Here is a 24,874-nt window from a genome sequence, read left to right as displayed (position 1 = left end):
CCGGGGAGCCGTGGGCCCGTGGGCCCGTGGATCGGCCCGGTCAGCCCAGACCGGCCGCGTCGAGCAGGTACGCGGTCATCGGCTCGTAGTAACGGGGGTCCAGGACGTGGTCGTCGAGCGGGATCGTGACCTGCATGGTGCCCTCGGCCTCGCCCAGGAAGAGGGCGGGGTCGTTGCAGTCCGCGTAGCCGACGGAGTCGATGCCGCGCTGGGCCGCGCGCCCGGCCCAGCCGTGGTCCGCGACCACCAGGTCGGGCGCGGGCTCGCCCAGGACCTCCAGGCCGTCCAGGATCGCGTTCATCGGCTCCGGGGAGTGGGTGTGCCAGAGGCTGGCGCCCCGCTCGAAGACGGCGACGTCCGCGAACTGCACGACGTACCCCTCGTCCGCGATCAGGCCGCCGGGGATGCGGACGACGTCGCAGCCCCGGGCGCGCAGCGCGGCCGCGACCCGGCTGTGGACGTCGATGAGGGAGCCGGGGTGGCCGGTCGCGAAGAGGACCCGCTCCCGGCCCTCGGCGGCCTTGCGCAGCCGGGCGGCCGCCCGGTCGAGGGCGTCCACGGTCAGCTCGGGGTCGATGGTGTCCTGGCCGGACCGGTGGGCCGGGTCGTCGACGACGCCGCACCGCTCGGCCATCACGGCGAGCACGTCCTGCTCGTCGGTCCAGCGGTCGCCGAGCTCCAGGCCGAGCCAGTAGTGCCGGTCGCCGTTGGCGAGCTTTCTGTAGTGGGAGAGGTTGTTGTCGCGCGGGGTGGCGACGTCTCCCGCGATCCGGGTGCGGACGAGGTGCTCGACGAGGGCGGGGCGGCTGAGTATCGGCATGGGGCTCATTCTGTCCGAGCCCCGGGCACGACGGGGACCGGATTCCGCCTCTCGGACGACCGGGGCGCCCCGGCCGCCGGGCGGCGCCGTGTCGTCCTCGCGCCCCGCGCGCGTGCGGTCGCACCCTGCGCGTGCGGTCATGCCCCGGGAGCGGCAGGGAGGAACCGTCCCGCCCGCCGGGCCCGGCGGGGTCGGCGTCCTAACCGGCCGCCAGCGCCCCGAAGGCCCCGTGGGCCAGGCGGCGGAGGAGTTCCTCCATGGGGCGGCGGCCGAGGGCGGCCAGGTGGGGGGTGGAGTTGAGCAGGCCGAAGACCGCGTGGACGGCGGTGCGGGCCTCGCTCTCGGGGGCGTCCGGGTACAGCTCGCGGACCGTCGTCACCCACAGCTCCACGTACTGCCGCTGGAGCTTGCGGACCCGCTTGCGGTCCTCGTCCCTGAGCCGGTCCAGCTCCCGGTCGTGGAGGATGATCAGCGGCCGGTCGTCGAGGGCGAAGTCGATGTGCCCGTCGATGAGGGCGCCGAGCAGGGCCCGGGGATCGCCGCCCGCCTCCCCCGCCCGCAGCCGGCCGCCGTCGAGCAGCCGCTCGCTGATGCCGACGAGCAGCTCGGCGAGCATCGCGTCCTTGCCGGGGAAGTGCCGGTAGAGGCCGGGGCCGCTGATGCCGACGGCGGCCCCTATCTCGTCCACGCCCACGCCGTGGAAACCGCGCTCGGCGAAGAGGCGGGCGGCCTCCTTGAGGATCTGCTCGCGGCGCGTGGGGGCGTCGATCCTGCCGCCGGCGGTGGTAGTCGTGGCCATGCACTTCATCCTAGACAACCCCGTTAGCGCTCGTTAACCTGTCCGCCATACGTTAACGCTCATTAACCGGACAAGGGAGATCGGTCGATGCAGCAGGCACCCGTGCTGTCGAGTGCGGCGGATCCCGCCTCGCCGGCCTGGCAGGCGAACGAGGCCGCGCACCACGAGCTGGCCGCGACCCTGCGCGCCAAGCTGGCGGCGGCCGCGCTGGGCGGGGGCGAGAAGTCCCGGGCGCGGCACACCGCACGCGGCAAGCTGCTCCCCCGGGACCGGGTGGACACCCTCCTCGACCCGGGCTCGCCGTTCCTGGAGCTGGCCCCGCTCGCGGCCGACGGCATGTACGGCGGCCAGGCCCCGGCCGCCGGGGTCGTCGCGGGCATCGGGCGGGTCTCGGGCCGCGAGTGCGTGATCGTCGCGAACGACGCGACCGTCAAGGGCGGCACGTACTACCCGATGACGGTGAAGAAGCACCTGCGGGCCCAGGAGGTGGCCCTGGAGAACCGTCTCCCCTGCCTCTACCTGGTCGACTCCGGCGGCGCCTTCCTGCCGATGCAGGACGAGGTCTTCCCCGACCGGGAGCACTTCGGCCGCATCTTCTACAACCAGGCCCGGATGTCCGGCGCGGGCATCCCGCAGATCGCGGCCGTCCTCGGCTCCTGCACGGCCGGCGGCGCGTACGTCCCCGCGATGAGCGACGAGGCCGTGATCGTGCGGAACCAGGGCACGATCTTCCTCGGCGGCCCGCCGCTGGTGAAGGCCGCGACCGGCGAGGTCGTCACGGCCGAGGAGCTGGGCGGCGGCGAGGTCCACTCCCGGATCTCCGGCGTCACCGACCACCTCGCCGAGGACGACGCCCACGCCCTGCGGATCGTCCGGAACATCGTCGCCACCCTCCCCGGGCGCGGCCCGCTCCCCTGGTCGGTCGAGCCCGCCGAGGAGCCGAAGGCCGACCCGTACGGGCTGTACGGGGCCGTGCCCGTCGACTCCCGCACCCCGTACGACGTGCGCGAGGTCATCGCCCGGGTCGTGGACGGCTCCCGCTTCCAGGAGTTCAAGGCCGAGTACGGGCAGACGCTCGTCACCGGCTTCGCCCGGATCCACGGGCACCCGGTCGGGATCGTCGCCAACAACGGCATCCTGTTCGCCGAGTCCGCGCAGAAGGGCGCGCACTTCATCGAGCTGTGCGACCAGCGCGGCATCCCGCTGGTGTTCCTCCAGAACATCACCGGCTTCATGGTCGGCAAGGCGTACGAGCACGGCGGCATCGCCAAGCACGGCGCGAAGATGGTCACGGCCGTCGCCACCACCCGGGTCCCGAAGCTGACCGTGGTCGTCGGCGGCTCGTACGGCGCGGGCAACTACTCGATGTGCGGCCGGGCCTACTCCCCCCGCTTCCTGTGGATGTGGCCCAACGCCAAGATCTCGGTCATGGGCGGCGAGCAGGCCGCCTCCGTCCTCGCGACCGTCAAGCGCGACCAGCTCGGCGACGGCTGGAGCGCGGAGGAAGAGGAGGCCTTCAAGGCCCCGATCCGCGAGCAGTACGAGACCCAGGGCAGCGCCTACTACGCGACCGCGCGGCTGTGGGACGACGGGGTCATCGACCCGCTGGAGACCCGGCAGGTCCTCGGACTGGCCCTGACCGCCTGTGCCAACGCGCCCCTGGGTGACCCCCAGTTCGGCGTCTTCCGGATGTGAGGGGTTCTCGGAGCATGTTCGACACCGTTCTTGTGGCCAACCGGGGCGAGATCGCGGTCCGGGTCATCCGCACCTTGCGCGAGCTGGGCGTGCGCTCGGTGGCCGTGTACAGCGACGCGGACGCCGACGCCCGGCACGTGCGGGAGGCGGACACGGCGGTGCGGATCGGCCCGCCGCCGGCCGCCGAGTCGTACCTGTCCGTGCCCGCGCTGCTGGACGCGGCCCGCCGCACCGGCGCGCGGGCCGTCCACCCCGGCTACGGCTTCCTCGCCGAGAACGCCGCCTTCGCGCGGGCCTGCGCCGAGGCGGGGCTCGTCTTCATCGGGCCGTCCGCCGAGGCGATCTCCCTCATGGGCGACAAGATCCGGGCGAAGGAGACCGTGAAGGCGGCGGGCGTGCCCGTCGTCCCCGGCGCCGCCGACCCCGAACTGGCCGAGGCGGCCCGCGAGCTGGGTGCCCCCGTGCTGCTCAAGCCCAGCGCGGGCGGCGGCGGCAAGGGCATGAGGCTCGTGCGGGACCTGGCGGTCCTGGACGAGGAGATCGCGGCGGCCCGGCGCGAGGCCCGCGCCTCCTTCGGCGACGACACGCTGCTCGTGGAGCGGTGGATCGACGGGCCCCGGCACATCGAGATCCAGGTCCTCGCCGACACCCACGGGAACGTGGTGCACCTCGGGGAGCGCGAGTGCTCGCTCCAGCGGCGCCACCAGAAGATCGTGGAGGAGGCGCCGAGCGTCCTGCTCACCCCGGAACTCCGGGCGGCGATGGGCGCGGCGGCGGTGGAGGCGGCCCGGTCCTGCGGCTACGTGGGCGCGGGCACGGTCGAGTTCATCGTCCCGGGCGGCGACCCCGCCTCGTACTGCTTCATGGAGATGAACACCCGGCTCCAGGTCGAGCACCCCGTGACCGAGCTGATCACCGGCATCGACCTGGTGGAGTGGCAGCTGCGGGTCGCCGCGGGCGAGCCGCTGCCCTTCGCCCAAGAGGACGTACGGCTGGACGGCTGGGCGGTCGAGGCCCGGATCTGCGCCGAGGACCCGTCCCGGGGCTTCCTGCCCTCGGGCGGCACGGTCCTGGCGCTGAACGAGCCGCAGGGCAACGGCGCGCGTACGGACTCGGGCCTGAGCGAGGGCACGGAGGTCTCGTCCCTCTACGACCCGATGCTGTCGAAGGTCATCGTGCACGCCCCGGACCGCCCCACGGCCCTGCGCCGTCTGCGCGCGGCCCTCGCGGACACGGTCACCCTCGGCGTCCCGACGAACGCGGGCTTCCTGCGCCGTCTCCTCGCCCACCCGGACGTCGTGAAGGGAGACCTGGACACCGGCCTGGTGGAGCGCGAGGCGGAGGGCCTCGTCCCCAAGGACGTACCGGCCGAGGTGTACGCGGCGGCGGCGGCCGTACGGCTCGCGGAGCTGGCCCCGGCGCCCCGGGACGGCTGGACGGACCCCTTCTCGGTGCCGAACGGCTGGCGCCTGGGCGGCGCTCCGGCCCCGCTCGCCTTCCCCGTACGCGTACCGGGACTCGAACCCGTGGCGGTGGAGGCGCCGCCGGGCGCCCGGGTCACCGACACGTCGGTGACGGTCGTCGTGGACGGGGTCACCCACGCCTTCCACCGCGCCGGCGCCTGGCTGGGCCGGGAGGGCGACTCCTGGCACGTGCTCGACCACGACCCGGTCGAGGCCGCGCTCAACGGGGCCGGGCACGGCGGCGCCGACACGCTGGCCGCGCCGATGCCCGGCACCGTGACCGTGGTGAAGGTGGCCGTCGGGGACGAGGTCGAGGCCGGGCAGAGCCTGCTCGTCGTGGAGGCGATGAAGATGGAGCACGTCATCTCCGCCCCGCACGCCGGCACCGTCACCGAGCTGGACGTCACGCCCGGCACCACCGTCGCGATGGACCAGGTCCTGGCCGTCGTCACCCCGCACGAGGCCCCCGGGGAGGAAGCGTGACCACCGGACTGCCCATGACCGTGCCCGGCGCCGGGCTCCCCGCCCGGGTCCGGATCCACGAGGTCGGGGCCCGCGACGGCCTCCAGAACGAGAAGGGGGCCGTCCCGACGGAGGTGAAGGCGGAGTTCATCCGCCGCCTCGCCGCCGCCGGGCTGTCCACCGTCGAGGCGACCAGCTTCGTGCACCCCAAGTGGGTGCCCCAGCTGGCCGACGCCGAGGACCTCTTCCCGCTGGTCCGCGACCTGCCGGTCCGCCTCCCGGTCCTGGTGCCGAACGAGCGGGGCCTCGACCGGGCCCTCGCGCTCGGCGCCCGGGAGGTCGCCGTCTTCGCCTCGGCCACCGAGTCCTTCGCCAAGGCCAACCTCAACCGGACCGTGGACGAGGCCCTCGCCCTCTTCGCGCCGACCGTCATCCGGGCCATAGAGGCCGGGCTGAAGGTCCGCGGCTACCTGTCGATGTGCTTCGGCGACCCCTGGGAGGGCCCGGTCCCGATCGAGCGGGTCGTCCGGGTCACCAAGGCCCTCGCCGACATGGGCTGCGACGAGCTGAGCCTCGGCGACACCATCGGCGTGGCGACCCCGGGGCACGTCGAGGCCCTGCTCACCGCGCTGAACGAGGCCGGCGTCCCCACCTCCCGTATCGCCGTGCACTTCCACGACACCTACGGACAGGCCCTGTCCAACACCCTGGCCGCGCTGCGGCACGGGGTGACCACGGTCGACGCCTCCGCGGGCGGCCTCGGCGGCTGCCCGTACGCGAAGAGCGCGACCGGCAACCTCGCCACCGAGGACCTCGTGTGGATGCTCGACGGCCTCGGCATCGAGACCGGGGTCGATCTGGCCGCCCTCACCGCCACGAGCGTGTGGATGGCCGAACAGCTGGGCCGGCCCAGCCCGTCCCGTACCGTCCGCGCCCTCTCCCACAAGGAGTGAACAGCCCCATGTCCCTCGACCACCGGCTCTCCGCCGAGCACCAGGAACTCCGCCGCACCGTCGAGGCGTTCGCCCACGACGTGATCGCCCCGAAGATCGGGGACTACTACGAGCGGCACGAGTTCCCGTACGAGATCGTCCGCGAGATGGGCCGCATGGGCCTGTTCGGACTGCCGTTCCCCGAGGAGTACGGCGGCATGGGCGGCGACTACCTGGCCCTCGGGATCGCCCTGGAGGAGCTGGCCCGGGTCGACTCCTCGGTGGCCATCACCCTGGAGGCGGGCGTCTCGCTCGGCGCGATGCCGCTGCACCTCTTCGGCACCGAGGAGCAGAAGCGGGAGTGGCTGCCGAGGCTGTGCGCGGGCGAGGTCCTGGGCGCGTTCGGCCTGACCGAGCCCGGCGCGGGCTCGGACGCGGGCGGCACCCGCACGACGGCCGTCCGCGACGGCGACGAGTGGGTGATCAACGGCTCGAAGTGCTTCATCACCAACTCCGGTACGGACATCACGGGCCTGGTGACGGTCACGGCGGTCACCGGCCGCAAGCCCGACGGCCGCCCGCTGATCTCCTCGATCATCGTCCCCTCCGGCACCCCGGGCTTCACGGTCGCGGCCCCGTACTCGAAGGTCGGCTGGAACGCCTCGGACACCCGGGAACTCTCCTTCGACGACGTCCGGGTCCCGGTCGGCAACCTCCTCGGCGAGGAGGGCCGCGGCTACGCGCAGTTCCTCCGCATCCTGGACGAGGGCCGGGTCGCCATCGCGGCGCTCGCGACGGGCCTGGCGCAGGGCTGTGTGGACGAGTCCGTGAAGTACGCGAAGGAACGTCACGCCTTCGGCCGCCCGATCGGCGACAACCAGGCCATCCAGTTCAAGATCGCGGACATGGAGACCCGGGCGCACATGGCCCGCATCGGCTGGCGCGACGCCGCCTCCCGCCTGGTCCTGGGCGAGCCCTTCAAGAAGGAGGCGGCCATCGCGAAGCTGTACTCCTCCACGGTGGCCGTGGACAACGCCCGCGAGGCCACCCAGATCCACGGCGGCTACGGCTTCATGAACGAGTACCCGGTGGCCCGCATGTGGCGCGACTCGAAGATCCTGGAAATCGGCGAGGGCACGAGCGAGGTGCAGCGGATGCTGATCGCGCGGGAGTTGGGCCTGACGGGCTGACCGCCCGCACGCGTACGGGCCGGGGCCCGGAGGACACTCGTCCTCCGGGCCCCGGGCCTTTCCCCTCCCCGTATCAGGCGGTCCCGTAGGGGCAGGAGTCGCCCTCCGCGCGGGGGCAGACGATGAGCGCGCGTGACACGTACTGCTGCGCCTTCGAGTAGTAGCCGAGCACCACGTCGTTCCCGGCCGTCAGCCGCAGCGTCTCCCGGACGCGCTGGAGCCGGTCCCAGACCGGGAAGTGTTCCTGGTCCACGGGAGGGTTCCGGGTCAGCTCCCCCTCGACCCAGGAGGCAGCCCCCTCCACGTCGGCGTACGTGGCCACCACCTGGGCGGCGGGCCGCCGCAGCCAGTCCTTGATCTCGATCGGCGGGTGGTCGGCCGGTACTTCACCGCGCCTGATCGCCGAATCCGGATAGGACCGGCCGGTGTACGCGTACGCGTGCCAGTGCTGTCGTAGGCCCTCCCTATCCCCCGGCACGGGCGGCGGCCTTCCGCGCGACCTCGGCCACGTGCCCGGGCTCCAGGAGCAGGAGCGCGCCGATCAGGTACTCGCGGGTCCACCGGACGGCCGCGTCCGGCGCGGACAGCAGGGAGGCGGGCGGGATCTCCGCTCGCAGCGCGGGATCCACCAAGGCCTGGGAGAGGACCTCGCGCGCCATCTCGGACGCCAGCCAGTGGAACGTGCGCTCCTTGAGCGCGAACGTCAGGTGCAGCGAGGGATCCCCGCCCACGGTGTACGGGGAGTGGACGTAGCCGCGCGGCAGCCAGAAGACGTCACCGGGCTCCAGGGCGAACGACTGGACGGGAGCCGTACGGGCGAGATGGAGCCGTTCCTCGGGAGTGAAGCCCCGTTCCAGGAAGTTCCCGTGTTCCGTGGTTGGGTTCTCCACGAACGGCGGGTGCAGCGGCCACGCCTTCCGCCCGGAGAGCTGGACGATCAGGGTGACGTAGGGGTCGTAGTGGTACTTGAGTCCCTGCGCGCCCGGCGGGGTGAGGTACGCGTTCACGTGCACCAGGCAACCGGTCTCGTCCTGGATCTCGCGGCGCAGGACGCTCAGGGACGGTTTGACGGTCTGGAGTTGTCGGACGGAGACCGTGCCGCCGTCGTCCAGGTGTGCGCGGACGGCACCCGGCCGGGGCATGTCGCCGTCGATGTAGGCGTGCCGTTCCAGGATCTTCCCGTCCTTGAGCAGGACGACGTTGCGGGCGGGGAGGCATTCGGCGTCCACGAGGGCGTCGCATTCGGCGAGGGACCACAGGTGGGCCAGGTCGGTGGGGCTGCGGCGAAAGAGCGTCGGCAGGGTGGGCCACTTCGTCAGGATTCCCGGGACGTCGTCCACGAGATCGGCCAGCGGCATGGCTGACTCCTTACGGGATGTACGGAAGAGGGAGAAGACGGGCGGGGCCCTCGCACGCGGCGCGGGCCCCGCTCCGGGTCAGGCGTTCGCGTCGGCCCTGGCGATCCAGCCCCGGGCGAACGCGGTGATCTCCTCCGCGCTCATCCGCAGTTCCCGGCCGGCTCCCCCGGGCTTGCTGTCACCGAGCGCGTATCCGCCGCCGTGCAGCTCGGCGAGCGTGATGCAGCTCTCCATGTTCCCGTCGTTGTCCGTTCCGCCGCCGCAGAGCGCGGCGAAGTCGCCGGACACTTCCCGCTCGTACAGATCACTCATTACCGTGGGTCTCCTGTCTCTGTCTTCGATGTCTTCGATGGGGACTGGGTCCCGCCCCCGGACGGTCTTGCCGGACATCACCGGGGGCGGGACGCGACCGCCGCCTCTGGAACGAGGGAGCGGAGTCATGGGGGTTCACCCGGGAGGGCGGAGAACCTCGACCGGGGCCGTTTACGCAGGTCAGCGCCGCTCTTCCGGTGGGGCGTCCCTCTTCAGGGTCATCTTCGGCGGGTCGTGCGGGTGGTTGCGGATCTCCACCGCGCAGTCCACGGCGGCGGACTCGTCGTGCTGCGGGCCCCGGCGCATGTAGTGGTCGAACCACCGGGCCAGGTGCGCGCACGGCGTGCAGTCGGCGACCGGTTCGGGCCGGGGCCGGAGCCCGTGGTCGGCGGAGAGGACGAGCACGGGGGTGGTGAGGACGCGGATGCGCGTCCACTCCTCCTCGGTCGGCGCCCGCAGGTCCCCGGGCGAGACGACCCACTCGGCGCCGCCGCCCGGAGGCCGTACGTACACGCTCCCGCTCTGCGTACGGGAGACCTGACCGAGCCGGACCGTCTCCCCACCGGTGTCGGCGACGAAGACGCCGGCGGCGGGGAGGGACGAGGGGTTGTTGCACACGGGCACAGCCGCTCCTCTCTGTAGCGAATCCACTACCAGGGGTGCCCAGCGTGAACTACAGTCGGCTTCCCTTCAACTAATCCGGCACGAAGGACAAGTCATGGTCAACCGCAAAGAGTTACGTCCGGAATCCAGCCCTCAGGCGGCTTACGGGGCGCATCTGCGCAGGATGCGAGAGGAGCGGAGCTGGACCCAGGAGGACCTGGCCGACCCCATGGGCTGCTCCAGTCAGCACATCTCAGCGCTCGAAACCGGTCGCAAATCTCCAACCCTGCCGTTCTCGCGCAGAGCCGATCAGGTCTTCGGCCTCACCGGATCCAAGGAGTCGTTCGAGCGCGAGTGGCGGGACATGCGGCACGGCGTCCTACTGGAAGGTTTCCCGGAGTACGTGGGATACGAGGGCCGGGCAGTGGAGATCCGCCTCTTCGAGATCGGGATCGTCCCGGGCCTGCTGCAGACCCCGGAGTACGCGCGCGTACTGGCGAACAGCGCCGTGAAGCGCGGAACCATCACCCCGGAGCAGGCCGACGAGCGGGTGGCATTCCTGGCGGCGCGCCAGGCGACGGTGGAGCGGGAGCAGCCACCCATGATCTTCGTGGTGATGGACGAGAGCTGTATTCGCCGCCCCATCGGTGGCACCCAGGTGATGAACGCCCAGTTGGAACGGCTCGTCGAGTTCACGGACCGCCCCAACGTCCTGCTTCAGATCGCCCCGTACGCCATAGGAGAGCGCCGCACGTTCGATCTGCCAGTCAACCTGCTCACTCTCGCCGACCGGTCCGTGGTGGGCTACGCCGAGTCGCAGACGCAGGGACACTTCGACCGGCAAATGACCTCTGTGCTGCCAATTTTGACGGCCTACCATCAGCTTCAGGCCGCGTCGCTCTCCCAGGCGGAATCCGTGGCCGCGATCCAAGAAGCGCGAAAGGGCACCTCGTGACGACCGAAACCCCCCGCTGGTTCACGTCCTCCTACAGCAACAACGGCGGCAACTGCGTCGAGGTCGCCACCAACCTCGCCCCCTCCCACGGCACCGTCCCCGTCCGTGACTCCAAGCGTCCCACCGGCCCCGTGCTCGACCTCCCCGTCCCCGCCTTCGCCGCCTTCGTGGCAGGTCTCAAGGGTGGTGGGTTCGAGGGCGTCTGACGCGCGCCCCGTACGTAAGGAACGCCCGGCCAGGGGCTCCCGGCCGGGCGTTCCGTCCCAGTGGGCGGCTACTCCGCCGGCCAGGGCACCTCCGGCGAGCGGTACCAGTCGATGCCGAGGGCCTCGAAGCGCGGGGCCTGTTCGGCGAGGCGGACCTTGTAGGTGTCCCAGTCGTGGGTGGCGGCCGGGGACCAGCCCAGTTCGGCCACGCCCGGCAGGCGGGGGAAGGCCATGACGTCGAGGTCGTCGGTGGTGGCGAGGGTCTCGGTCCAGAGGGGGGACTCGACGCCCCGGACGGCGCTCTCGGGGACGCCGGGGAGGTAGGCCGCCGGGTCCCAGTCGTAGGACCGCCGCACCTCGACGTATCCGGCCCAGGAGAGGCCGAGCGGGGTGTCCTTCGTGTACTTCATGTCGAGGTAGGTGCGGTCGGCGGGCGAGAGGATCAGGCCGGTGCCGGCGCGCGCGGCGGCGGCGACCCGTTCCTTCTCGGCGGCGGGGGTGCGGTCCAGGCCCCAGTACTGGACGAGGGCGCCGGGGGCGGGGGTGGTGCCGGTCAGTTGGTGCCAGCCGACGACGGTCTTGCCGTACTTGGCGACGACCGGCTGCACCTTGTCCATGAAGGCCACGTAGTCGGCGTGGCTGGTGGAGTGGGCCTCGTCGCCGCCGATGTGGAGGTAGCGGCCGGGGGTGAGGGCGGCGATCTCCCGGATGACGTCGTCCACGAAGTCGTACGTGACCGGCTTGGGCACGCACAGGGAGCTGAAGCCGACCTTGGTGCCGGTGTAGAGCGGCGGGGCGACGCCGTCGCAGTTGAGCTCGGGGTAGGAGGCGAGGGCCGCGTTGGTGTGGCCCGGCACGTCGATCTCCGGGATCACCTCCTGGTAGCGGGAGGCGGCGTACCGGACGATCTCCTTGTACTCCTCCTTGGTGTAGAAGCCGCCGGGGCCGCCGCCGACCTCGGTGGAGCCGCCGTACGTGGTGAGGCGTGGCCAGGAGTCGACGGCGATGCGCCAGCCCTGGTCGTCGGAGAGGTGCAGGTGGAGGGTGTTCACCTTGTAGAGGGCGAGCTGGTCGATGTACCGCTTCACCTCGTCGACGGTGAAGAAGTGGCGGGCGACGTCGAGCATGGCGCCCCGGTAGGCGTAGCGCGGGGTGTCGGTGATCGTGCCGCCCGCGACCTTCCAGGGGCCCGGCTGGACGGTTCCGCGCTCGACGGCGGCGGGGAGTTGCTGGCGGAGGGTCTGGACCCCGCGGAAGAGTCCGGCGGGGCGGTGGGCCGTCAGGGTGATGCCGTCCGGTCCGGAGCGGAGCCGGTAGCCCTCGTCGCCGAGGGCGGTGTCGCGGGGGCTGATCCTGAGCCGGATGCCGCCTCGGGCCGCCTGCTCGTCGACGACGGGCAGCGGGAAGCCGGTGGCGGGCCGGAGCAGTCCGGCGAGGTAGGCGCCGAGGGCCTTGGTCTCGGCGGAGCGGGTGTCCACTCCGATGCGGGTGGCGGTGGTGAGGGCGTAGGGCTCGCCCCCGGGGGCGACGGCGGCGGGTACGGGGACGATCCGGCCGAGCGGGCGGACCTCGGGCTCGGCGGCGGCCCGGTGGCCGGCGGCGGTGTCGGCGGCGGCCTCGCCGCAGCCGACACCGGCGGCCGCGACCAGGAGCAGGGATCCGATCAGGCGCGGAATCCTTCGGCGCTGTCTCACAGGCGGGCTCCCCTTCGGGTGATCGACGCGTCTGTCGATGTCTATATCCGAAGGATGCCCCTGTGTACCGCTCTCCTCACCGACGGTCAAGGTCTAGTCCAATCGCCCGAATCAGGGGCCGAGTCGCCGTTCCCTGCCCGATTTCGGGCAGGATTCTTGCGTGGGGGCGGGAGTACCCCTCAGTATTCACGGGTGCTCGAACGCCGTCCGTCGCACGACGACCTCATCGACCACCTGGTCCGCAGCACCGCGCTCCAGCGCGGTGAGGCCGCCCGGGTGGTGCTCGACGTGCTGGCGTACTTCGACGAGACGACCGAGGAGTTCGTCCGCCGCCGCCACCGCGAACTGCAGTCCGGCGGGGCCGTGAACGCCGAGATCTTCGAACGGATCGCGGCGGAACTGCCGCACCGGGCCGTGGCACCGCCGGAGCTCTCGCTCCGGCAGCTGCGCCGGATCGTGTACGGCTGAGCCTCCCCGGCTCCCGAAGAACGGCTCGAACGGCCCGAACGGCCCGAACGGCCGAGTACATCCACTGACCTGGAGGGGTTTCACCTTTATGTGCGGAATTGTCGGTTACATCGGTAAGCGCGACGTGGCACCGCTGCTGCTCGAAGGCCTGCAGCGCCTGGAGTACCGCGGATACGACTCCGCCGGCATGGTCGTCACCAGCCCGAAGGCCTCCGGCCTGAAGATGGTGAAGGCCAAGGGTCGCGTCCGCGACCTGGAGGCCCGCGTCCCCAAGCGCTTCACCGGCACCACCGGCATCGCCCACACCCGCTGGGCCACCCACGGCGCGCCGAGCGACGTCAACTCGCACCCGCACCTGGACCCCGAGAACAAGGTCGCCGTCGTCCACAACGGCATCGTGGACAACGCCCAGGAGCTCCGCGCCAAGCTGGAGGCCGACGGCGTCGTCTTCGCCTCCGAGACGGACACCGAGGTCATCACCCACCTCATCGCCCGCTCCCGGGCGGAGACCCTGGAGGAGAAGGTCCGCGAGGCCCTGAAGGTCATCGAGGGCACCTACGGCATCGCCGTGATGCACGCCGACTTCAACGACCGCATCGTGGTCGCCCGCAACGGCTCCCCGGTCATCCTCGGCATCGGCGAGAAGGAGATGCTCGTCGCCTCCGACGTCGCCGCCCTGATCGCCCACACCCGCCAGGTCGTCACCCTCGACGACGGCGAGATGGCCACCCTCAAGGCCGACGACTTCCGCACCTACACGACCTCCGGCGCGACCACCACCGCCACCCCGGAGACCGTCGAGTGGGAGGCCGCCTCCTACGACATGGGCGGCCACGACACCTTCATGCACAAGGAGATCTCCGAGCAGCCCGACGCGGTCGACCGCGTCCTGCGCGGCCGGATCGACGACCGCTTCTCCACCGTGCACCTGGGCGGCCTGAACCTGGACCCGCGCGAGGCCCGCACCATCCGCCGCATCAAGATCCTCGGCTGCGGCACCTCGTACCACGCCGGTCTCATCGGCGCCGGGCTCATCGAGTCCATGGCCCGCATCCCCGCCGACGCCGAGCCGGCCTCGGAGTTCCGCTACCGCAACCCGGTCGTGGACCCCGACACCCTCTACATCGCCGTCTCCCAGTCCGGCGAGACCTACGACGTGCTCGCCGCCGTCCAGGAGCTCAAGCGGAAGGGCGCCCGCGTCCTCGGCGTCGTCAACGTGGTCGGCTCCGCCATCGCCCGCGAGGCCGACGGCGGCGTGTACGTCCACGCGGGCCCCGAGGTCTGCGTCGTCTCGACCAAGTGCTTCACCAACACGGTGACCGCCTTCGCGCTGCTCGCCCTGCACCTCGGCCGCATCCGCGACCTGTCCGTCACCGACGGCAAGCGGATCATCGAGGGCCTGCGCAAGCTGCCTGCCCAGATCGAGGAGATCCTCAAGGGCGAGGACGAGATCAAGCGCCTCGCCGAGGAGTACGCGGGCGCCCAGTCGATGATGTTCATCGGGCGCGTGCGCGGCTACCCGGTCGCCCTGGAGGCCTCCCTCAAGCTCAAGGAGATCTCCTACATCCACGCCGAGGCCTACCCGGCCTCCGAGCTGAAGCACGGCCCGCTGGCCCTCATCGAGCCGGCCCTGCCGACGGTCGCGATCGTCCCCGACGACGACCTCCTGGAGAAGAACCGCGCTGCCCTGGAGGAGATCAAGGCCCGCAGCGGCCGCATCCTCGCGGTCGCGCACCAGCCGCAGGAGAAGGCCGACCACACCCTCGTGGTCCCGAAGAACGAGGACGAGCTGGACCCGATCCTCATGGGCATCCCGCTCCAGCTCTTCGCGTACCACACCGCCCTCGCCATGGGCCGCGACATCGACAAGCCGCGCAACCTGGCCAAGTCCGTCACGGTCGAGTAGCAGCGGGGTCCGGGCCTGTCCCCCGGACCCGCCGCCGGGCCTGTCCCCCGGCGCCGCCCGACCTGACACGCGACGGTCCCCGTGCACACACCTCCCGCGCACGGGGACCGTCGCACTTTCCGGACTAGCCCGCGGCCGGGGCGCTCTCCGCCGTCCGGCGCCGGAGCGCCGTCGGCCAGCCCGCGACGGCGGCCGTGGCGCCGTACCAGGCGAGCAGTCCGGCGACGGCGGCGACCCAGCCGCCCGCCTTCCCGAGGCCGTCGTTGCCGGCCAGGGCGCCGATGCCGAGCAGCAGCAGCGCGACGAACAGCAGCCCGTACACGCCCTGTCCGAAGAGTCCGCCGCCCGAGGCCGCCAGGGTCAGCGTGAGCGCGAGGAGCGCCCACAGGAGCAGGAAGACGCCCACGGCGTCGGCCGAGGCGCCGCCGCCGACGGCGGTCCCCCAGGTGAACCAGAAGGCGCCGAGCGCCGTGTACGCCGTGCCCTCCCGGGTGTCGCCCGCGCGCAGCGCGAGCAGGCCGACGAGGAAGAGCGTCACCCCGCCGACCCAGGTGGCGAGGCCCGCGGCGTCCGTCGCCGCGACGTTGTCGATGACACCGGTGCCGCCCAGGCCGAAGGCCAGGAGGGTCAGTCCGAGTGCGAGGTGGCCGAGCGTGGAGCTGGTGTTTCCCGCGGCGACGTCGTTGTCCACGGCGGGCTCCCTTCAGATGCGCAGTCGTGCTGCGTGAGCTGCTGTGTTCCGTGGCCTTTATCTACCCTTCACAAGTACACAATTCACCTGAGGAAGGCCGAAATTATGGCCGGATGACGGCAGTTGAGGGAGGTGAAGGAGGAGCGAGCGGTACGGGGTTACGGGATGACGACGACGGGCCGCTGGGCGCGGCGCGCGAGGCGGCCGGCCACCGAGCCGAAGATCCGCCCGACGATCCCGTGCGTGGAGCCGACCACGATCGCGTCGGCCGAGTACTCCCGGCCGACCTCCTCCAGCTCGTGGCAGATGTCGCCGCCGCGCTCGACCAGGATCCAGGGGACCTCGGAGAGGTGCTCGGCGCAGGCCAGCTCCAGGCCGAGGACCTCGGTGCGGTGGTCGGGGACGTCCACGAAGACGGGGGGCTCGCAGCCGGCCCACACCGTGGTGGGCAGCCGGTTGGCCACGTGCACGATGATCAGGCCGGAGCCGGAGCGGCGGGCCATGCCGATGGCGTACGCGAGGGCGCGCTCACTGGACATGGAGCCGTCGAAGCCGACGACCACCCCGTGCCGGAAGGCCGGGTCGCAGGCATGACGTGGCTGTTCGACCGCGAGGGGGTCGACCGTGGAGTCGGCGACGCGCTTGCGGTCCGCGGGTTCGGAGAATTCGTGACCGGCCATCGGTGTCTCGGCGAAGAGGGTCCTCGTGGGAAGGGACGGGAGAAGGAGGAGAGGAACGACGGGAGGCGGCGGAGCTGTGTCCGGGAATCATCTTCCCAAGCCCATACCCCCAAGGGTACGGCGGCACTCCTCTCCTGCCCAGGCCCCACCGCTCCGGACCCGGCGGGCACACCGCTCGTGCGCGGCGTTCCAGGGAGGATGCACGAGCGGTTCGCGATCTGGCAATGCCGGTTGTGCCCTACAGGCGTCTGGTCCGGGGCGGAATCGGCGCTCCGCGCGGGGGCGGGACGGGCACCCGGGGAGGCGGTCCGCCCGGAGCCGGGCCAGGGGACGCACGGGGCCGGACCAGGGGTCCGGGCGGGGTCGGGCCTGGTGCCCGGCGCGGGGCGGGGCGGGGCACGCCGAGCCGGGGTCCGGGTGCGCGCGGGGCCGAACGGGCGGTGGCGGGAGTGACCGGAGCGTTCCGTACCTCGTTGCCACAGGTCCGTACCACCGTCGCAGGGAGAGCGCCCGTGCCCGTACCGCCAACCGTCGCCGTCCGGTCCTCCGTCACCCCCACCCCGACGCTCACCCCCACCCCGACGCTCGCCGCGCCCCGCGCCGAGCCCGCCCCGGCGGAACCGGGGGGCGGGAGGGGCGAGCAGGCCGCCGGTGACGTCGTCCGCTGGGCGGTCTTCTGCTGCGTCCTGGTCCCGGTGGTGCTCGTCGTCTACGGCACCTCGCTCGGCGGGGCTGCCGGGGCCGCCCTCGGGCTCCTCTCGGTGACGGCGGCCTGCCGGCTGCTGCTGCGGCGCTCGGAGCGGGGTCTCCGCGCGGAGACCGCCCGCGGCGGACGCCGGCGCTAGTTCCGGAGGGCCCCCGAACCCCCTTCGAGTTGACAGGCTCGCACACCCGAGCCCATACGTTTTCAGCCAACTTCCCATGACCGGCGAGTCCTTGGCGTAACGATTGGCCAACCCCGGCGCCGACACCCCCGAAAGCCCTGTCCCAGGGGGTCACACCCCCCGTGTACCGGGGCGTTCACCACCCCGGCGCGCCCCTCGGGGGCCTCCGGACGCGCCTCCCCGTCATCGATCGCTTCACGCCAAGTTGCCTTGTCGACAATCCACCGGTTGGAGAACTTGTCACCCCGGCGCCACGGGACGCAGTAGATTCGATCATGGGTACCGAAGACTGGGGTCTCGTGCAAAACCGAGGGGAAACGTGCAGCAGCGACACGACCAGGGAGACGCGAACACCGAGGGGGGCTTAGCGTCATGAGCCAGGACTCCACCGCACCGGAGGCCGGACGGAAACTGTCCGGGCGCCGCCGTCGCGAAGTCGTCGCGGTGCTGCTGTTCAGCGGCGGCCCCATCTTCGAGAGCTCCATCCCGCTCTCCGTGTTCGGCATCGACCGGCAGGACGCCGGAGTGCCACGTTACCGGCTGCTCGTCTGCGCCGGCGAGGAAGGACCGCTGCGGACCACCGGCGGGCTCGAACTCACCGCGCCGTACGGCCTGGAGGCCATCGGCCGGGCGGGCACCGTCGTCGTCCCGGCCTGGCGGTCGATCACCTCGCCGCCGCCGCCGGAGGCGCTCGACGCGCTGCGCCGCGCACACGAGGAGGGGGCCAGGATCGTCGGGCTGTGCACCGGGGCGTTCGTCCTGGCCGCGGCCGGACTGCTCGACGGCCGCCCGGCGACCACGCACTGGATGTACGCGCCGACGCTCGCCAAGCGCTATCCGTCGGTCCACGTGGACCCGCGGGAGCTCTTCGTCGACGACGGGGACGTGCTGACCTCCGCCGGCACCGCGGCCGGAATCGATCTGTGTCTGCACATCGTGCGGACCGACCACGGCACGGAGGCCGCGGGCGCCCTGGCGCGCCGGCTGGTCGTCCCGCCGCGGCGCAGCGGCGGTCAGGAGCGCTACCTCGACAGGTCTTTACCAGAGGAGATCGGCGCCGACCCGCTGGCCGAGGTCGTCGCCTGGGCGCTCGAACACCTCCACGAGCAGTTCGACGTGGAGACGCTCGCGGCGCGCGCGTACATGTCACGGCGGACCTTCGACCGCCGGTTCCGCTCCCTCACGGGCTCGGCACCGCTCCAGTGGCTGATCACCCAGCGGGTGCTCCAGGCACAGCGGCTGCTCGAAACCTCCGACTACTCGGTCGACGAGGTGGCGGGCCGGTGCGGCTTCCGCTCCCCCGTGGCGCTGCGCGGCCACTTCCGGCGCCAGCTCGGCTCCTCGCCGGCGGCCTACCGGGCGGCGTACCGCGCCCGGCGTCCGCAGGGCGAGACCGGTACGGCGGTGCTCGACCCGGTCGTGCCCGCCCAGGTCACGGCCGGCGTACGGCGGCCGGGCCCCCCGCTGGAGCCGGGGAAGCCGCAGTCCGACGCCTACGCTCCCGGGCGCCCCTCCCTCCCGGGCCAGCGCAGCGCGCCGTAGGCGCTCACAGAGACCCGCGGCCACAAGCCGCGCACCGCAGGAACGACGGGCGTCCGGGGACACCTCCCCCGGGCGCCCGTCGGGCTGCCGGGCCAGATCCCGCACACCCGGAAGGCCCTAAGGTGGACGCATGAACGATCGCATGGTGTGGATCGACTGCGAGATGACCGGGCTCTCGCTGACGGACGACGCACTCATCGAGGTGGCCGCGCTGGTCACCGACTCGGAACTGAACGTGCTCGGCGACGGGGTGGACATCGTGATCCGCCCGCCGGACGCGGCCCTGGAGACCATGCCGGAGATCGTGCGCCAGATGCACACGGCCTCGGGACTGCTCGACGAGCTGGCGGGCGGCACCACGCTCGCCGACGCCGAGGCCCAGGTCCTCGCCTACATCCGCGAGCACGTCAAGGAGCCCGGCAAGGCGCCGCTGTGCGGGAACTCGGTCTCCACCGACCGCGGCTTCCTCGCGCGCGACATGCCCGCCCTGGAGGGCCACCTGCACTACCGGATCGTCGATGTCTCCTCGGTCAAGGAGCTGGCCCGCCGCTGGTACCCGAGGGCGTACTTCAACAGTCCGGAGAAGAACGGCAACCACCGGGCGCTCGCCGACATCCGCGAGTCCATCGCCGAGCTGCGCTACTACCGCGAGGCGGTCTTCGTCCCGCAGCCCGGCCCCGACTCGGAGACCGCGAAGCGGATCGCGGCGCGCCACGTCCTCCCCGCGGAGTGATCCCGGAGTGACCCCCGGCTGACCGCTCGCTCGCGCCCTCGAACGCCCCTCCGGGAAACGCGGGCGCGAGCACCCTCCCGGACCCTGTAGACTTCTTCTCGGCCGGTCGGGGAAACCTTCGGGAAACCGCCGGTCATGGTGGGTATAGCTCAGATGGTAGAGCACCTGGTTGTGGTCCAGGATGTCGCGGGTTCGAGTCCCGTTACTCACCCTTTGCGCTGAGGCCCCGGTTCATGAGAACCGGGGCCTCGGTCGTTTCCGTGCGTCCGCGCTCGACGCCTCCCACCCGCTCATCCGTTCGGATCAAGCGGCGTCCCTTGCGTCCGGCCCCCCTGTTAGCTTCCCTTTATGTCCTCTATCGTCAGGTTTTCTCCGGCCGCCGGGGGCGGGGTGAGAGCGGATGGGAATCCTGCGTGACCATCCCGAACTCGTCCTCTTCCTCTCCCTCGCGGCCGGCTACCTCGTCGGCAAGGTGCGCGTCGGCCCCATCACCCTCGGCGGCATCTGCGGCACCCTGATCGTCTCGCTGCTCCTCGGTGCCTGGACGAAGGCCACCGTCTCCGACGACGTGAAGACGATCTTCTTCGCGCTCTTCATCTTCTCGCTCGGCTACATGGCGGGGCCGCAGTTCTTCGCCAACCTCAACCGGAAGAGCCTGCGCTTCTTCACCCTCTGCCTCATCGAGGTCGTCTGCGTCGTCGGGATCGCCCTCGGCCTCGCGGAGGCCTTCGACCTGGACGTCGGCACCGCCGCGGGCATCCTCGCCGGCGCGGCCACCGAGTCGGCGGTCGTCGGCACGGCCACCGAGTCCATCGCCAAGCTGAGCGACCTGACCCAGGAGCAGATCACCCAGTACCAGGGCCACGTGGCCACCGCGTACACCGTCTGCTACCTGTTCGGCCTCGTCACCGTCGTCATCTACACCAGCCAGATCATGCCGATGCTGATGCGGATCAACCTCCGCGACGCCTCGCGCGAGCTCTGGGAGCGGATGCGCGGCGAGGGCGGCGGCCTGGAGTCCGACGAGCGCGAGGCGCTCCCGGGCCTGGTCGGCCGGACGTTCCTGGTGACGCACGCGGACGGGACCGGGGTCGGCGACCTGGAGCGCTCGCTCGGCGGCCGGGTCACCGTCGAGGCGGTGAAACGCGGCAGCAAGGTGCTCACCCCTCCCCCGCCCGGCTTCGTGCTCACCCTCTCCGACCTGGTGCTCGCCGTCGGCCGGCGGGCCAACATCATCGAGGCGGGCCGGATCATCGGCCCCGAGACCCCGGCCGTCCCCGGCCTGGACACCCCGCTCGCCACCACCCAGGTCTCCCTGACCGACAAGGGCGTCTCCGGCAAGTCCCTGGACACCCTCTCCAAGGAGCACCCGGAGTTCTCCTCCGGCGGGGTGTACGTGACGGACGTGCTGCGCAACGACCAGCACCTGCCCGCCACCCCCGAGACCGTCGTCGACCGCGGTGACGTGCTCACCCTGGTCGGCGCCCGCTCGGGCCTGGGCAAGCTGGCGTCCAGGATCGGCGCGACCGTGAAGAACGACGCCACGGACTTCATCTACCTGGGCCTCGGCATCGTCTGCGGCTCGCTGCTCGGCCAGGTCGTGATCGAGTTCGGCGACGTCCCCATGTCGCTCGGCACCGGCGGCGGCTGTCTGATCTCCGGCCTGCTCTTCGGCTGGTTCCGGTCCCGCACCCAGACCTTCGGCGCCTTCCCGCCGCAGGCCGCCTCCACCCTCAAGGACATGGGCCTGGCGATCTTCATCGCCTGCACGGGCCTGGTGTCGGGCCCGCAGGCCTGGCCGCTGCTCAAGGAGTACGGGGCGCTGCTGCCGTTCGCGGGGATCGCGATGGTCCTGGTGCCCGCGACGATCTCGCTGATCGTCGGCCGCAAGCTGCTGAAGATCGAGAAACCGCTGCTCATCGGCGCCATCGCGGGCCAGCAGTGCTCGACTCCGGCCATCACCTCGATCACCCAGGTGGCCCAGAGCTCGGTCCCGATGCTCGGCTACACGATCACGTACACCCTCTCCAACTTCCTGCTCCCCCTGACCGGCCCGCTGCTCGTCGGCATCCTCGGGGCGTGAGGCGGCGCGATGATCGACTTCCTGAACCGGAACGTCTTCCAGCCCCACCCCGAACTCCTCGTCTTCGTCACCGTCGCCCTCGGCTTCCTCTTCGGGAAGCTCCGCTACCGGACCCTCGCGCTCGGCGCCGTCACCGGCTGCCTGGTGGCCGGACTGCTGCTCGGCGCGCAGTTCGAGGTGACGATCGACGCCACGGTGAAGAACCTCTTCTTCACCATGTTCCTCTTCGCCCTCGGCTACAAGGTCGGCCCGCAGTTCTTCCGGGGCCTGCGCAAGGACGGCCTGCCGCAGGTCGTCAACGCCGTCGTCGTCTGCGTGACGGGCCTCCTCGTCTCCTGGGGCTTCGCCGCGATGCTCGGCTACGGCCCCGGCCTCTCCGCGGGGCTCCTCGGCGGCGCGCTCACCCAGTCCGCCGTCATCGGCGTCGCCCAGGACGCCATCGGCAACCTGCCGGGGCTCTCCGCCGCGCAGACGAAGACCGAGGAGAACCTGGTCGCGATCGGCTACGCCGTCACGTACCCGCTCGGCACGATCCTCTGCGCGCTGCTCCTCGCCAACGTCCTGCCCAAGCTGTACAAGCGGGACCTGGCCGCCGAGTCGGCGCGGCTCGCCGAGGAGCTGGACGCCCCCGGCGACGACCCCGACCTGGCCGAGGGCTACTACGAGGTCGTGCTCCGCGCGTACCGCGTCGAGCGTCCCGACCTCGTCGGCCGCACCATCGACGACTTCGAGCAGCAGCAGAAGGCGCTCGGCCGCCGCGTCTACCTCACCCGGGTGCGACGGGACGGGAAGGTCCTGGACCACGACCAGCGGACGGTGCTCCACGAGGGCGACACGGTGGCGATCAGCGCGCTGCGCGGCTCGCTCGTGGAGTTCGACCCGCTGACCCACGTCGGGCCCGAGGCGGACGACGTGGAACTGCTCGGGTACCGGACGGAGACCCTGCACGTGGTCGCCTCGGAGAAGGCCCAGCTCGGCAAGAGCGTCGCCGACCTGCGCCGGGAGCCCTTCATGGTGGGCGTGTACGTCGACAAGGTCTACCGGGCGGGCGCCGAGTACCCGTACCGCCTCTCGACCGTCCTGGAACGCGGCGACACGCTGGTCCTGACCGGGCCGAAGCGGCTCGTGGACCCGGCGGGGAAGGCGATCGGCAAGCCCGTGCCGACCTCCTTCGCCACCGACATGCTCTGGGTGGGCCTCGGCATCTTCCTCGGCGGCTGCGTCGGCATCCCGGCCCTGACCGTGTCCGGCGTGCCGATCTCGCTCTCCACCTCCGGCGGCGCGCTGATCATGGGCCTGGTCTTCGGCTGGATCCGCGGCAAGTACCCGACGTACGGCAACGTCCCGCCCGGCGCCCAGTGGTTCATGGACACCCTGGGCCTGTGCCTGTTCGTCGCGGTCGTCGGCATCAACGCCGGGCCGGGCTTCACCGGCGGCCTGGCCTCGGCCGGCTGGGGGCTGCTGCTCTGGGGCGCGGTGGCGACCGTGATCCCGCTGCTCGTCGGCTTCCTCGTCGGCCACTACGTCCAGAAGATCCGCTTCCCGATCCTGATGGGCGTCCTGGCCGGCGGCCAGACCACGACCGCGGCGATCGGCGCGATCAACGAACAGTCCCGGTCGCAGATCCCGACCCTCGGCTACACGATCCCCTACGCGGTGGGCAACGTCCTGCTGACCATCTGGGGCGCCGTGATCGTCATCCTCCACCACTGACGCGAACCCTCCCGTACGGAAGGACATGCCGTGCCCAAGCCCACGTTCACCCGCGAGGAGATCAGGTCCTACGCGCAGCTCTCGCCGTTCGAACTCAAGGACACCTTCATCTCGCTCGCCGAGAAGGCGCAGGAGGACCAGCCCGGACAGAAGGACAAGTCGCAGGTGCAGATGCTCAACGCGGGCCGCGGCAACCCGAACTGGGTGGCCACCGGACCCCGCGAGGCCTTCTACGCCCTCGGCTACTTCTCCCTGGCGGAGTCCCGCCGCGTGTGGACCGCCGACGACCTGGGCGGTATGCCCGAGGCGAAGGGGGTCGGCGGGCGCTTCGACGCCTTCGTCCGGCAGCACCCCGACCTGCCGGGGATCGAGCTCCTGGAGAAGAGCGTGGCGTACGCGGTGGAGCGCTTCGGCTTCGACCGGGACTCGTTCCTGCACGAGCTGACGGACAGTTCGGTCGGCGACAACTACCCGGTGCCGGACCGGATGCTGCCGCACGCCGAGCGGATCGTACGCGGCTACCTCGACGACGAGATGTTCGACGGGAAGCCGCCGGCCGGGAACACCTCGCTGTTCGCGACCGAGGGCGGCACGGCCGCCATGTGCTACATCTTCGACTCCCTGATGAAGAACGGGCTGTTGAGGAAGGGCGACCGCATCGCGCTGATGGTCCCGGTCTTCACGCCGTACATCGAGATCCCCGAGCTGGACACCTACGACTTCGACGTGGTGACGGTCGAGGCGAGCCTCTTCACCGAGACCGGGGTGCGGCAGTGGCGCTACCCGACCGAGGAGGTCGCCAAGCTGGAGGACCCCTCCGTCAAGCTGGTCTGCCTGGTGAACCCGTCCAACCCGCCGTCCCTCGCGCTGAGCCGCCGGGTCGCCGACCAGATCAAGGAGATCGTGGCCTCGAAGAACCCGAACCTGCTGATCGTCACGGACGACGTGTACGGGACGTTCGTGCCGGGCTTCCGCTCGATCGCCGCCGACCTGCCGCGCAACACGCTGCTCGTGTACTCGTACTCCAAGCACTACGGCGCCACGGGCTGGCGGCTCGGCGTCATCGGCCTGAACGACGACAACGTGATCGACGCGATGCTGGCCGGGCTGCCGGAGGAGGAGAAGGAGCGGCTCGCCAAGCGGTACGGGACGCTGACCCTCGAACCGGGGAAGATGCGGTTCATCGACCGGATGGTGGCGGACTCGCGCCAGGTGGCGCTCAACCACACGGCCGGGCTCTCGCTGCCGCAGCAGGTGATGATGGTGCTCTTCTCCCTCTTCGACATGCTGGAGGAGGGGCGGGCGTACAAGGAGCGGATCCGCGGGATCGTCGGCCGGCGGCTCGACCTGCTCCTGGAGGGCGCCCGCATGAAGGTCTCGGAGGATCCGCAGCGGGCCGCCTACTACATCGAGCTGGACCTGCTCGCGGAGGCCGAGCGGGTGCACGGCAAGCCGTTCGCGGACTTCCTGGAGAAGAACTACGAGCCGGTGGACCCGCTGTTCCGGCTGGCCCAGCAGACGGGCGTGGTCCTGCTCAACGGCGGCGGCTTCGACGGCCCCGAGTGGTCGGTCCGGGTGTCCCTGGCGAACCTGGACGACCTGGACTACCTGAAGATCGGCCATCAGCTGCGGGCGATCTTCGACGCGTACGCGGAGGAGTGGCGGGCCTCGGGGTCCTGACGCGG

23 protein-coding genes and 1 tRNA gene are annotated in these 24,874 nt (G+C 71.6%); 15 read left to right on the top strand and 9 right to left on the bottom strand.

Annotated features, from left to right (window positions below; genetic code table 11):
• Positions 1-40 precede the first annotated feature (40 nt).
• Together ACIQVI_RS08210 and ACIQVI_RS08205 are read right to left on the bottom strand one after the other, a co-directional pair.
• On the bottom strand, positions 41-820 hold the full coding sequence (locus tag ACIQVI_RS08210) for a phosphatase (RefSeq protein ID WP_351971184.1): 780 nt from the start codon (positions 818-820) through the stop codon (positions 41-43).
• Positions 821-1,019: 199 nt separating this feature from the next.
• Positions 1,020-1,619 (bottom strand): TetR/AcrR family transcriptional regulator, encoded by a 600-nt coding sequence (locus ACIQVI_RS08205; RefSeq protein WP_351971183.1) that lies wholly within the window; start codon positions 1,617-1,619, stop codon positions 1,020-1,022.
• Between the two features lie 87 nt (positions 1,620-1,706).
• On the opposite strand from ACIQVI_RS08205, the gene ACIQVI_RS08200 reads away from it, so the two are divergent.
• From ACIQVI_RS08200 to ACIQVI_RS08185, 4 genes are read left to right on the top strand one after another with little or no spacing between them, the layout of a single operon-like run.
• Positions 1,707-3,314, top strand: coding sequence for a carboxyl transferase domain-containing protein (locus ACIQVI_RS08200; RefSeq protein ID WP_351971182.1), 1,608 nt, complete (start codon positions 1,707-1,709; stop codon positions 3,312-3,314).
• Positions 3,315-3,328: 14 nt separating this feature from the next.
• On the top strand, positions 3,329-5,260 hold the full coding sequence (locus ACIQVI_RS08195) for an acetyl/propionyl/methylcrotonyl-CoA carboxylase subunit alpha (RefSeq protein ID WP_403592702.1): 1,932 nt from the start codon (positions 3,329-3,331) through the stop codon (positions 5,258-5,260).
• Positions 5,261-5,274: 14 nt separating this feature from the next.
• Positions 5,275-6,192 (top strand): hydroxymethylglutaryl-CoA lyase, encoded by a 918-nt coding sequence (locus ACIQVI_RS08190; protein WP_403594473.1) that lies wholly within the window; start codon positions 5,275-5,277, stop codon positions 6,190-6,192.
• Positions 6,193-6,200: 8 nt separating this feature from the next.
• Positions 6,201-7,361, top strand: coding sequence for an acyl-CoA dehydrogenase family protein (locus tag ACIQVI_RS08185; protein ID WP_403592699.1), 1,161 nt, complete (start codon positions 6,201-6,203; stop codon positions 7,359-7,361).
• A gap of 73 nt (positions 7,362-7,434) precedes the next feature.
• Here ACIQVI_RS08185 and ACIQVI_RS08180 read toward each other — a convergent pair whose 3' ends face one another.
• The 4 genes from ACIQVI_RS08180 to ACIQVI_RS08165 all read right to left on the bottom strand — a co-directional run bounded on the left by ACIQVI_RS08180 (position 7,435) and on the right by ACIQVI_RS08165 (position 9,655).
• A complete protein-coding gene (locus ACIQVI_RS08180) occupies positions 7,435-7,839 on the bottom strand; it encodes a hypothetical protein (protein WP_403592696.1) in 405 nt (134 codons plus the stop codon).
• Positions 7,826-8,719 carry a JmjC domain-containing protein gene (locus tag ACIQVI_RS08175; RefSeq protein WP_403592693.1) on the bottom strand — a complete coding sequence of 298 codons (894 nt, stop codon included), beginning with the start codon at positions 8,717-8,719 and terminating at the stop codon, positions 7,826-7,828. The genes ACIQVI_RS08180 and ACIQVI_RS08175 overlap by 14 nt, the downstream gene beginning before the upstream one ends.
• 78 nt (positions 8,720-8,797) lie before the next feature.
• The gene (locus ACIQVI_RS08170) at positions 8,798-9,031 is read right to left on the bottom strand and encodes a hypothetical protein (protein ID WP_053642243.1); all 234 of its coding nucleotides are present in this window, start codon (positions 9,029-9,031) and stop codon (positions 8,798-8,800) included.
• Positions 9,032-9,211: 180 nt separating this feature from the next.
• Positions 9,212-9,655: a hypothetical protein gene (locus ACIQVI_RS08165; protein ID WP_403592689.1), complete on the bottom strand. Its 444-nt coding sequence runs from the start codon at positions 9,653-9,655 to the stop codon at positions 9,212-9,214.
• 94 nt (positions 9,656-9,749) lie between these two features.
• Between ACIQVI_RS08165 and ACIQVI_RS08160 the strand changes: the two genes are divergently transcribed.
• Positions 9,750-10,589, top strand: coding sequence for a Scr1 family TA system antitoxin-like transcriptional regulator (locus ACIQVI_RS08160; RefSeq protein ID WP_403592686.1), 840 nt, complete (start codon positions 9,750-9,752; stop codon positions 10,587-10,589).
• Positions 10,586-10,795: a DUF397 domain-containing protein gene (locus tag ACIQVI_RS08155; protein WP_403592683.1), complete on the top strand. Its 210-nt coding sequence runs from the start codon at positions 10,586-10,588 to the stop codon at positions 10,793-10,795. Before ACIQVI_RS08160 ends, ACIQVI_RS08155 begins: the two co-directional genes overlap by 4 nt.
• Positions 10,796-10,863: 68 nt before the next feature.
• Here ACIQVI_RS08155 and ACIQVI_RS08150 read toward each other — a convergent pair whose 3' ends face one another.
• Positions 10,864-12,489, bottom strand: a complete 1,626-nt coding sequence (locus ACIQVI_RS08150; RefSeq protein ID WP_403592680.1) for a beta-N-acetylhexosaminidase — start codon at positions 12,487-12,489, stop codon at positions 10,864-10,866.
• 192 nt (positions 12,490-12,681) lie between these two features.
• On the opposite strand from ACIQVI_RS08150, the gene ACIQVI_RS08145 reads away from it, so the two are divergent.
• Both ACIQVI_RS08145 and glmS read left to right on the top strand, forming a co-directional pair.
• Positions 12,682-12,957 (top strand): hypothetical protein, encoded by a 276-nt coding sequence (locus tag ACIQVI_RS08145; RefSeq protein WP_030210307.1) that lies wholly within the window; start codon positions 12,682-12,684, stop codon positions 12,955-12,957.
• A gap of 88 nt (positions 12,958-13,045) precedes the next feature.
• A complete protein-coding gene (glmS, locus tag ACIQVI_RS08140; RefSeq protein ID WP_351974279.1) occupies positions 13,046-14,863 on the top strand; it encodes a glutamine--fructose-6-phosphate transaminase (isomerizing) in 1,818 nt (605 codons plus the stop codon).
• 124 nt (positions 14,864-14,987) lie between these two features.
• Here the strand turns inward: glmS and ACIQVI_RS08135 are convergent, their stop codons facing one another.
• The gene (locus ACIQVI_RS08135) at positions 14,988-15,554 is read right to left on the bottom strand and encodes a GPR1/FUN34/YaaH family transporter (protein WP_351973232.1); all 567 of its coding nucleotides are present in this window, start codon (positions 15,552-15,554) and stop codon (positions 14,988-14,990) included.
• 158 nt (positions 15,555-15,712) lie between these two features.
• On the bottom strand, positions 15,713-16,234 hold the full coding sequence (locus ACIQVI_RS08130; RefSeq protein ID WP_351973231.1) for a universal stress protein: 522 nt from the start codon (positions 16,232-16,234) through the stop codon (positions 15,713-15,715).
• Positions 16,235-16,746: 512 nt separating this feature from the next.
• On the opposite strand from ACIQVI_RS08130, the gene ACIQVI_RS08125 reads away from it, so the two are divergent.
• The 7 genes from ACIQVI_RS08125 to ACIQVI_RS08095 all read left to right on the top strand — a co-directional run bounded on the left by ACIQVI_RS08125 (position 16,747) and on the right by ACIQVI_RS08095 (position 24,869).
• Positions 16,747-17,079, top strand: coding sequence for a hypothetical protein (locus ACIQVI_RS08125; protein ID WP_403592676.1), 333 nt, complete (start codon positions 16,747-16,749; stop codon positions 17,077-17,079).
• Positions 17,080-17,490: 411 nt separating this feature from the next.
• Complete coding sequence (locus ACIQVI_RS08120; protein WP_121831038.1) at positions 17,491-18,660, top strand: helix-turn-helix domain-containing protein; 1,170 nt, start codon at positions 17,491-17,493, stop codon at positions 18,658-18,660.
• Between the two features lie 130 nt (positions 18,661-18,790).
• Positions 18,791-19,393 (top strand): oligoribonuclease, encoded by a 603-nt coding sequence (orn, locus tag ACIQVI_RS08115; RefSeq protein ID WP_161372128.1) that lies wholly within the window; start codon positions 18,791-18,793, stop codon positions 19,391-19,393.
• A 138-nt stretch (positions 19,394-19,531) separates the two neighbouring features.
• Positions 19,532-19,604 (top strand) — tRNA-His (locus tag ACIQVI_RS08110).
• 189 nt (positions 19,605-19,793) lie between these two features.
• Entirely contained in the window at positions 19,794-21,476 is a 1,683-nt protein-coding gene (gene aspT, locus ACIQVI_RS08105) for an aspartate-alanine antiporter (protein WP_403592672.1), read from the top strand.
• 9 nt (positions 21,477-21,485) lie between these two features.
• A complete protein-coding gene (gene aspT / locus ACIQVI_RS08100; protein ID WP_403592669.1) occupies positions 21,486-23,189 on the top strand; it encodes an aspartate-alanine antiporter in 1,704 nt (567 codons plus the stop codon).
• Between the two features lie 30 nt (positions 23,190-23,219).
• Positions 23,220-24,869, top strand: a complete 1,650-nt coding sequence (locus ACIQVI_RS08095; RefSeq protein ID WP_403592666.1) for a bifunctional aspartate transaminase/aspartate 4-decarboxylase — start codon at positions 23,220-23,222, stop codon at positions 24,867-24,869.
• Positions 24,870-24,874 lie beyond the last annotated feature (5 nt).

The organism is Streptomyces sp. NPDC098101, assembly GCF_044760185.1.
Classification (GTDB): Bacteria; Actinomycetota; Actinomycetes; order Streptomycetales; family Streptomycetaceae; genus Streptomyces.
This window is presented reverse-complemented; position numbering and strand designations above follow the sequence as displayed.

What these genes read in the sequence shown, in the direction of transcription:
- ACIQVI_RS08210 (WP_351971184.1), bottom strand. Translation starts at nt 820, where the DNA reads ATGCCGATACTCAGCCGCCCCGCCCTCGTCGAGCACCTCGTCCGCACC.
- ACIQVI_RS08205 (WP_351971183.1), bottom strand. Translation starts at nt 1,619, where the DNA reads ATGGCCACGACTACCACCGCCGGCGGCAGGATCGACGCCCCCACGCGC.
- ACIQVI_RS08200 (WP_351971182.1), top strand. Translation starts at nt 1,707, where the DNA reads ATGCAGCAGGCACCCGTGCTGTCGAGTGCGGCGGATCCCGCCTCGCCG.
- ACIQVI_RS08195 (WP_403592702.1), top strand. Translation starts at nt 3,329, where the DNA reads ATGTTCGACACCGTTCTTGTGGCCAACCGGGGCGAGATCGCGGTCCGG.
- ACIQVI_RS08190 (WP_403594473.1), top strand. Translation starts at nt 5,275, where the DNA reads ATGACCGTGCCCGGCGCCGGGCTCCCCGCCCGGGTCCGGATCCACGAG.
- ACIQVI_RS08185 (WP_403592699.1), top strand. Translation starts at nt 6,201, where the DNA reads ATGTCCCTCGACCACCGGCTCTCCGCCGAGCACCAGGAACTCCGCCGC.
- ACIQVI_RS08175 (WP_403592693.1), bottom strand. Translation starts at nt 8,719, where the DNA reads ATGCCGCTGGCCGATCTCGTGGACGACGTCCCGGGAATCCTGACGAAG.
- ACIQVI_RS08170 (WP_053642243.1), bottom strand. Translation starts at nt 9,031, where the DNA reads ATGAGTGATCTGTACGAGCGGGAAGTGTCCGGCGACTTCGCCGCGCTC.
- ACIQVI_RS08160 (WP_403592686.1), top strand. Translation starts at nt 9,750, where the DNA reads ATGGTCAACCGCAAAGAGTTACGTCCGGAATCCAGCCCTCAGGCGGCT.
- glmS (WP_351974279.1), top strand. Translation starts at nt 13,046, where the DNA reads ATGTGCGGAATTGTCGGTTACATCGGTAAGCGCGACGTGGCACCGCTG.
- ACIQVI_RS08130 (WP_351973231.1), bottom strand. Translation starts at nt 16,234, where the DNA reads ATGGCCGGTCACGAATTCTCCGAACCCGCGGACCGCAAGCGCGTCGCC.
- ACIQVI_RS08120 (WP_121831038.1), top strand. Translation starts at nt 17,491, where the DNA reads ATGAGCCAGGACTCCACCGCACCGGAGGCCGGACGGAAACTGTCCGGG.
- orn (WP_161372128.1), top strand. Translation starts at nt 18,791, where the DNA reads ATGAACGATCGCATGGTGTGGATCGACTGCGAGATGACCGGGCTCTCG.
- aspT (WP_403592672.1), top strand. Translation starts at nt 19,794, where the DNA reads ATGGGAATCCTGCGTGACCATCCCGAACTCGTCCTCTTCCTCTCCCTC.
- aspT (WP_403592669.1), top strand. Translation starts at nt 21,486, where the DNA reads ATGATCGACTTCCTGAACCGGAACGTCTTCCAGCCCCACCCCGAACTC.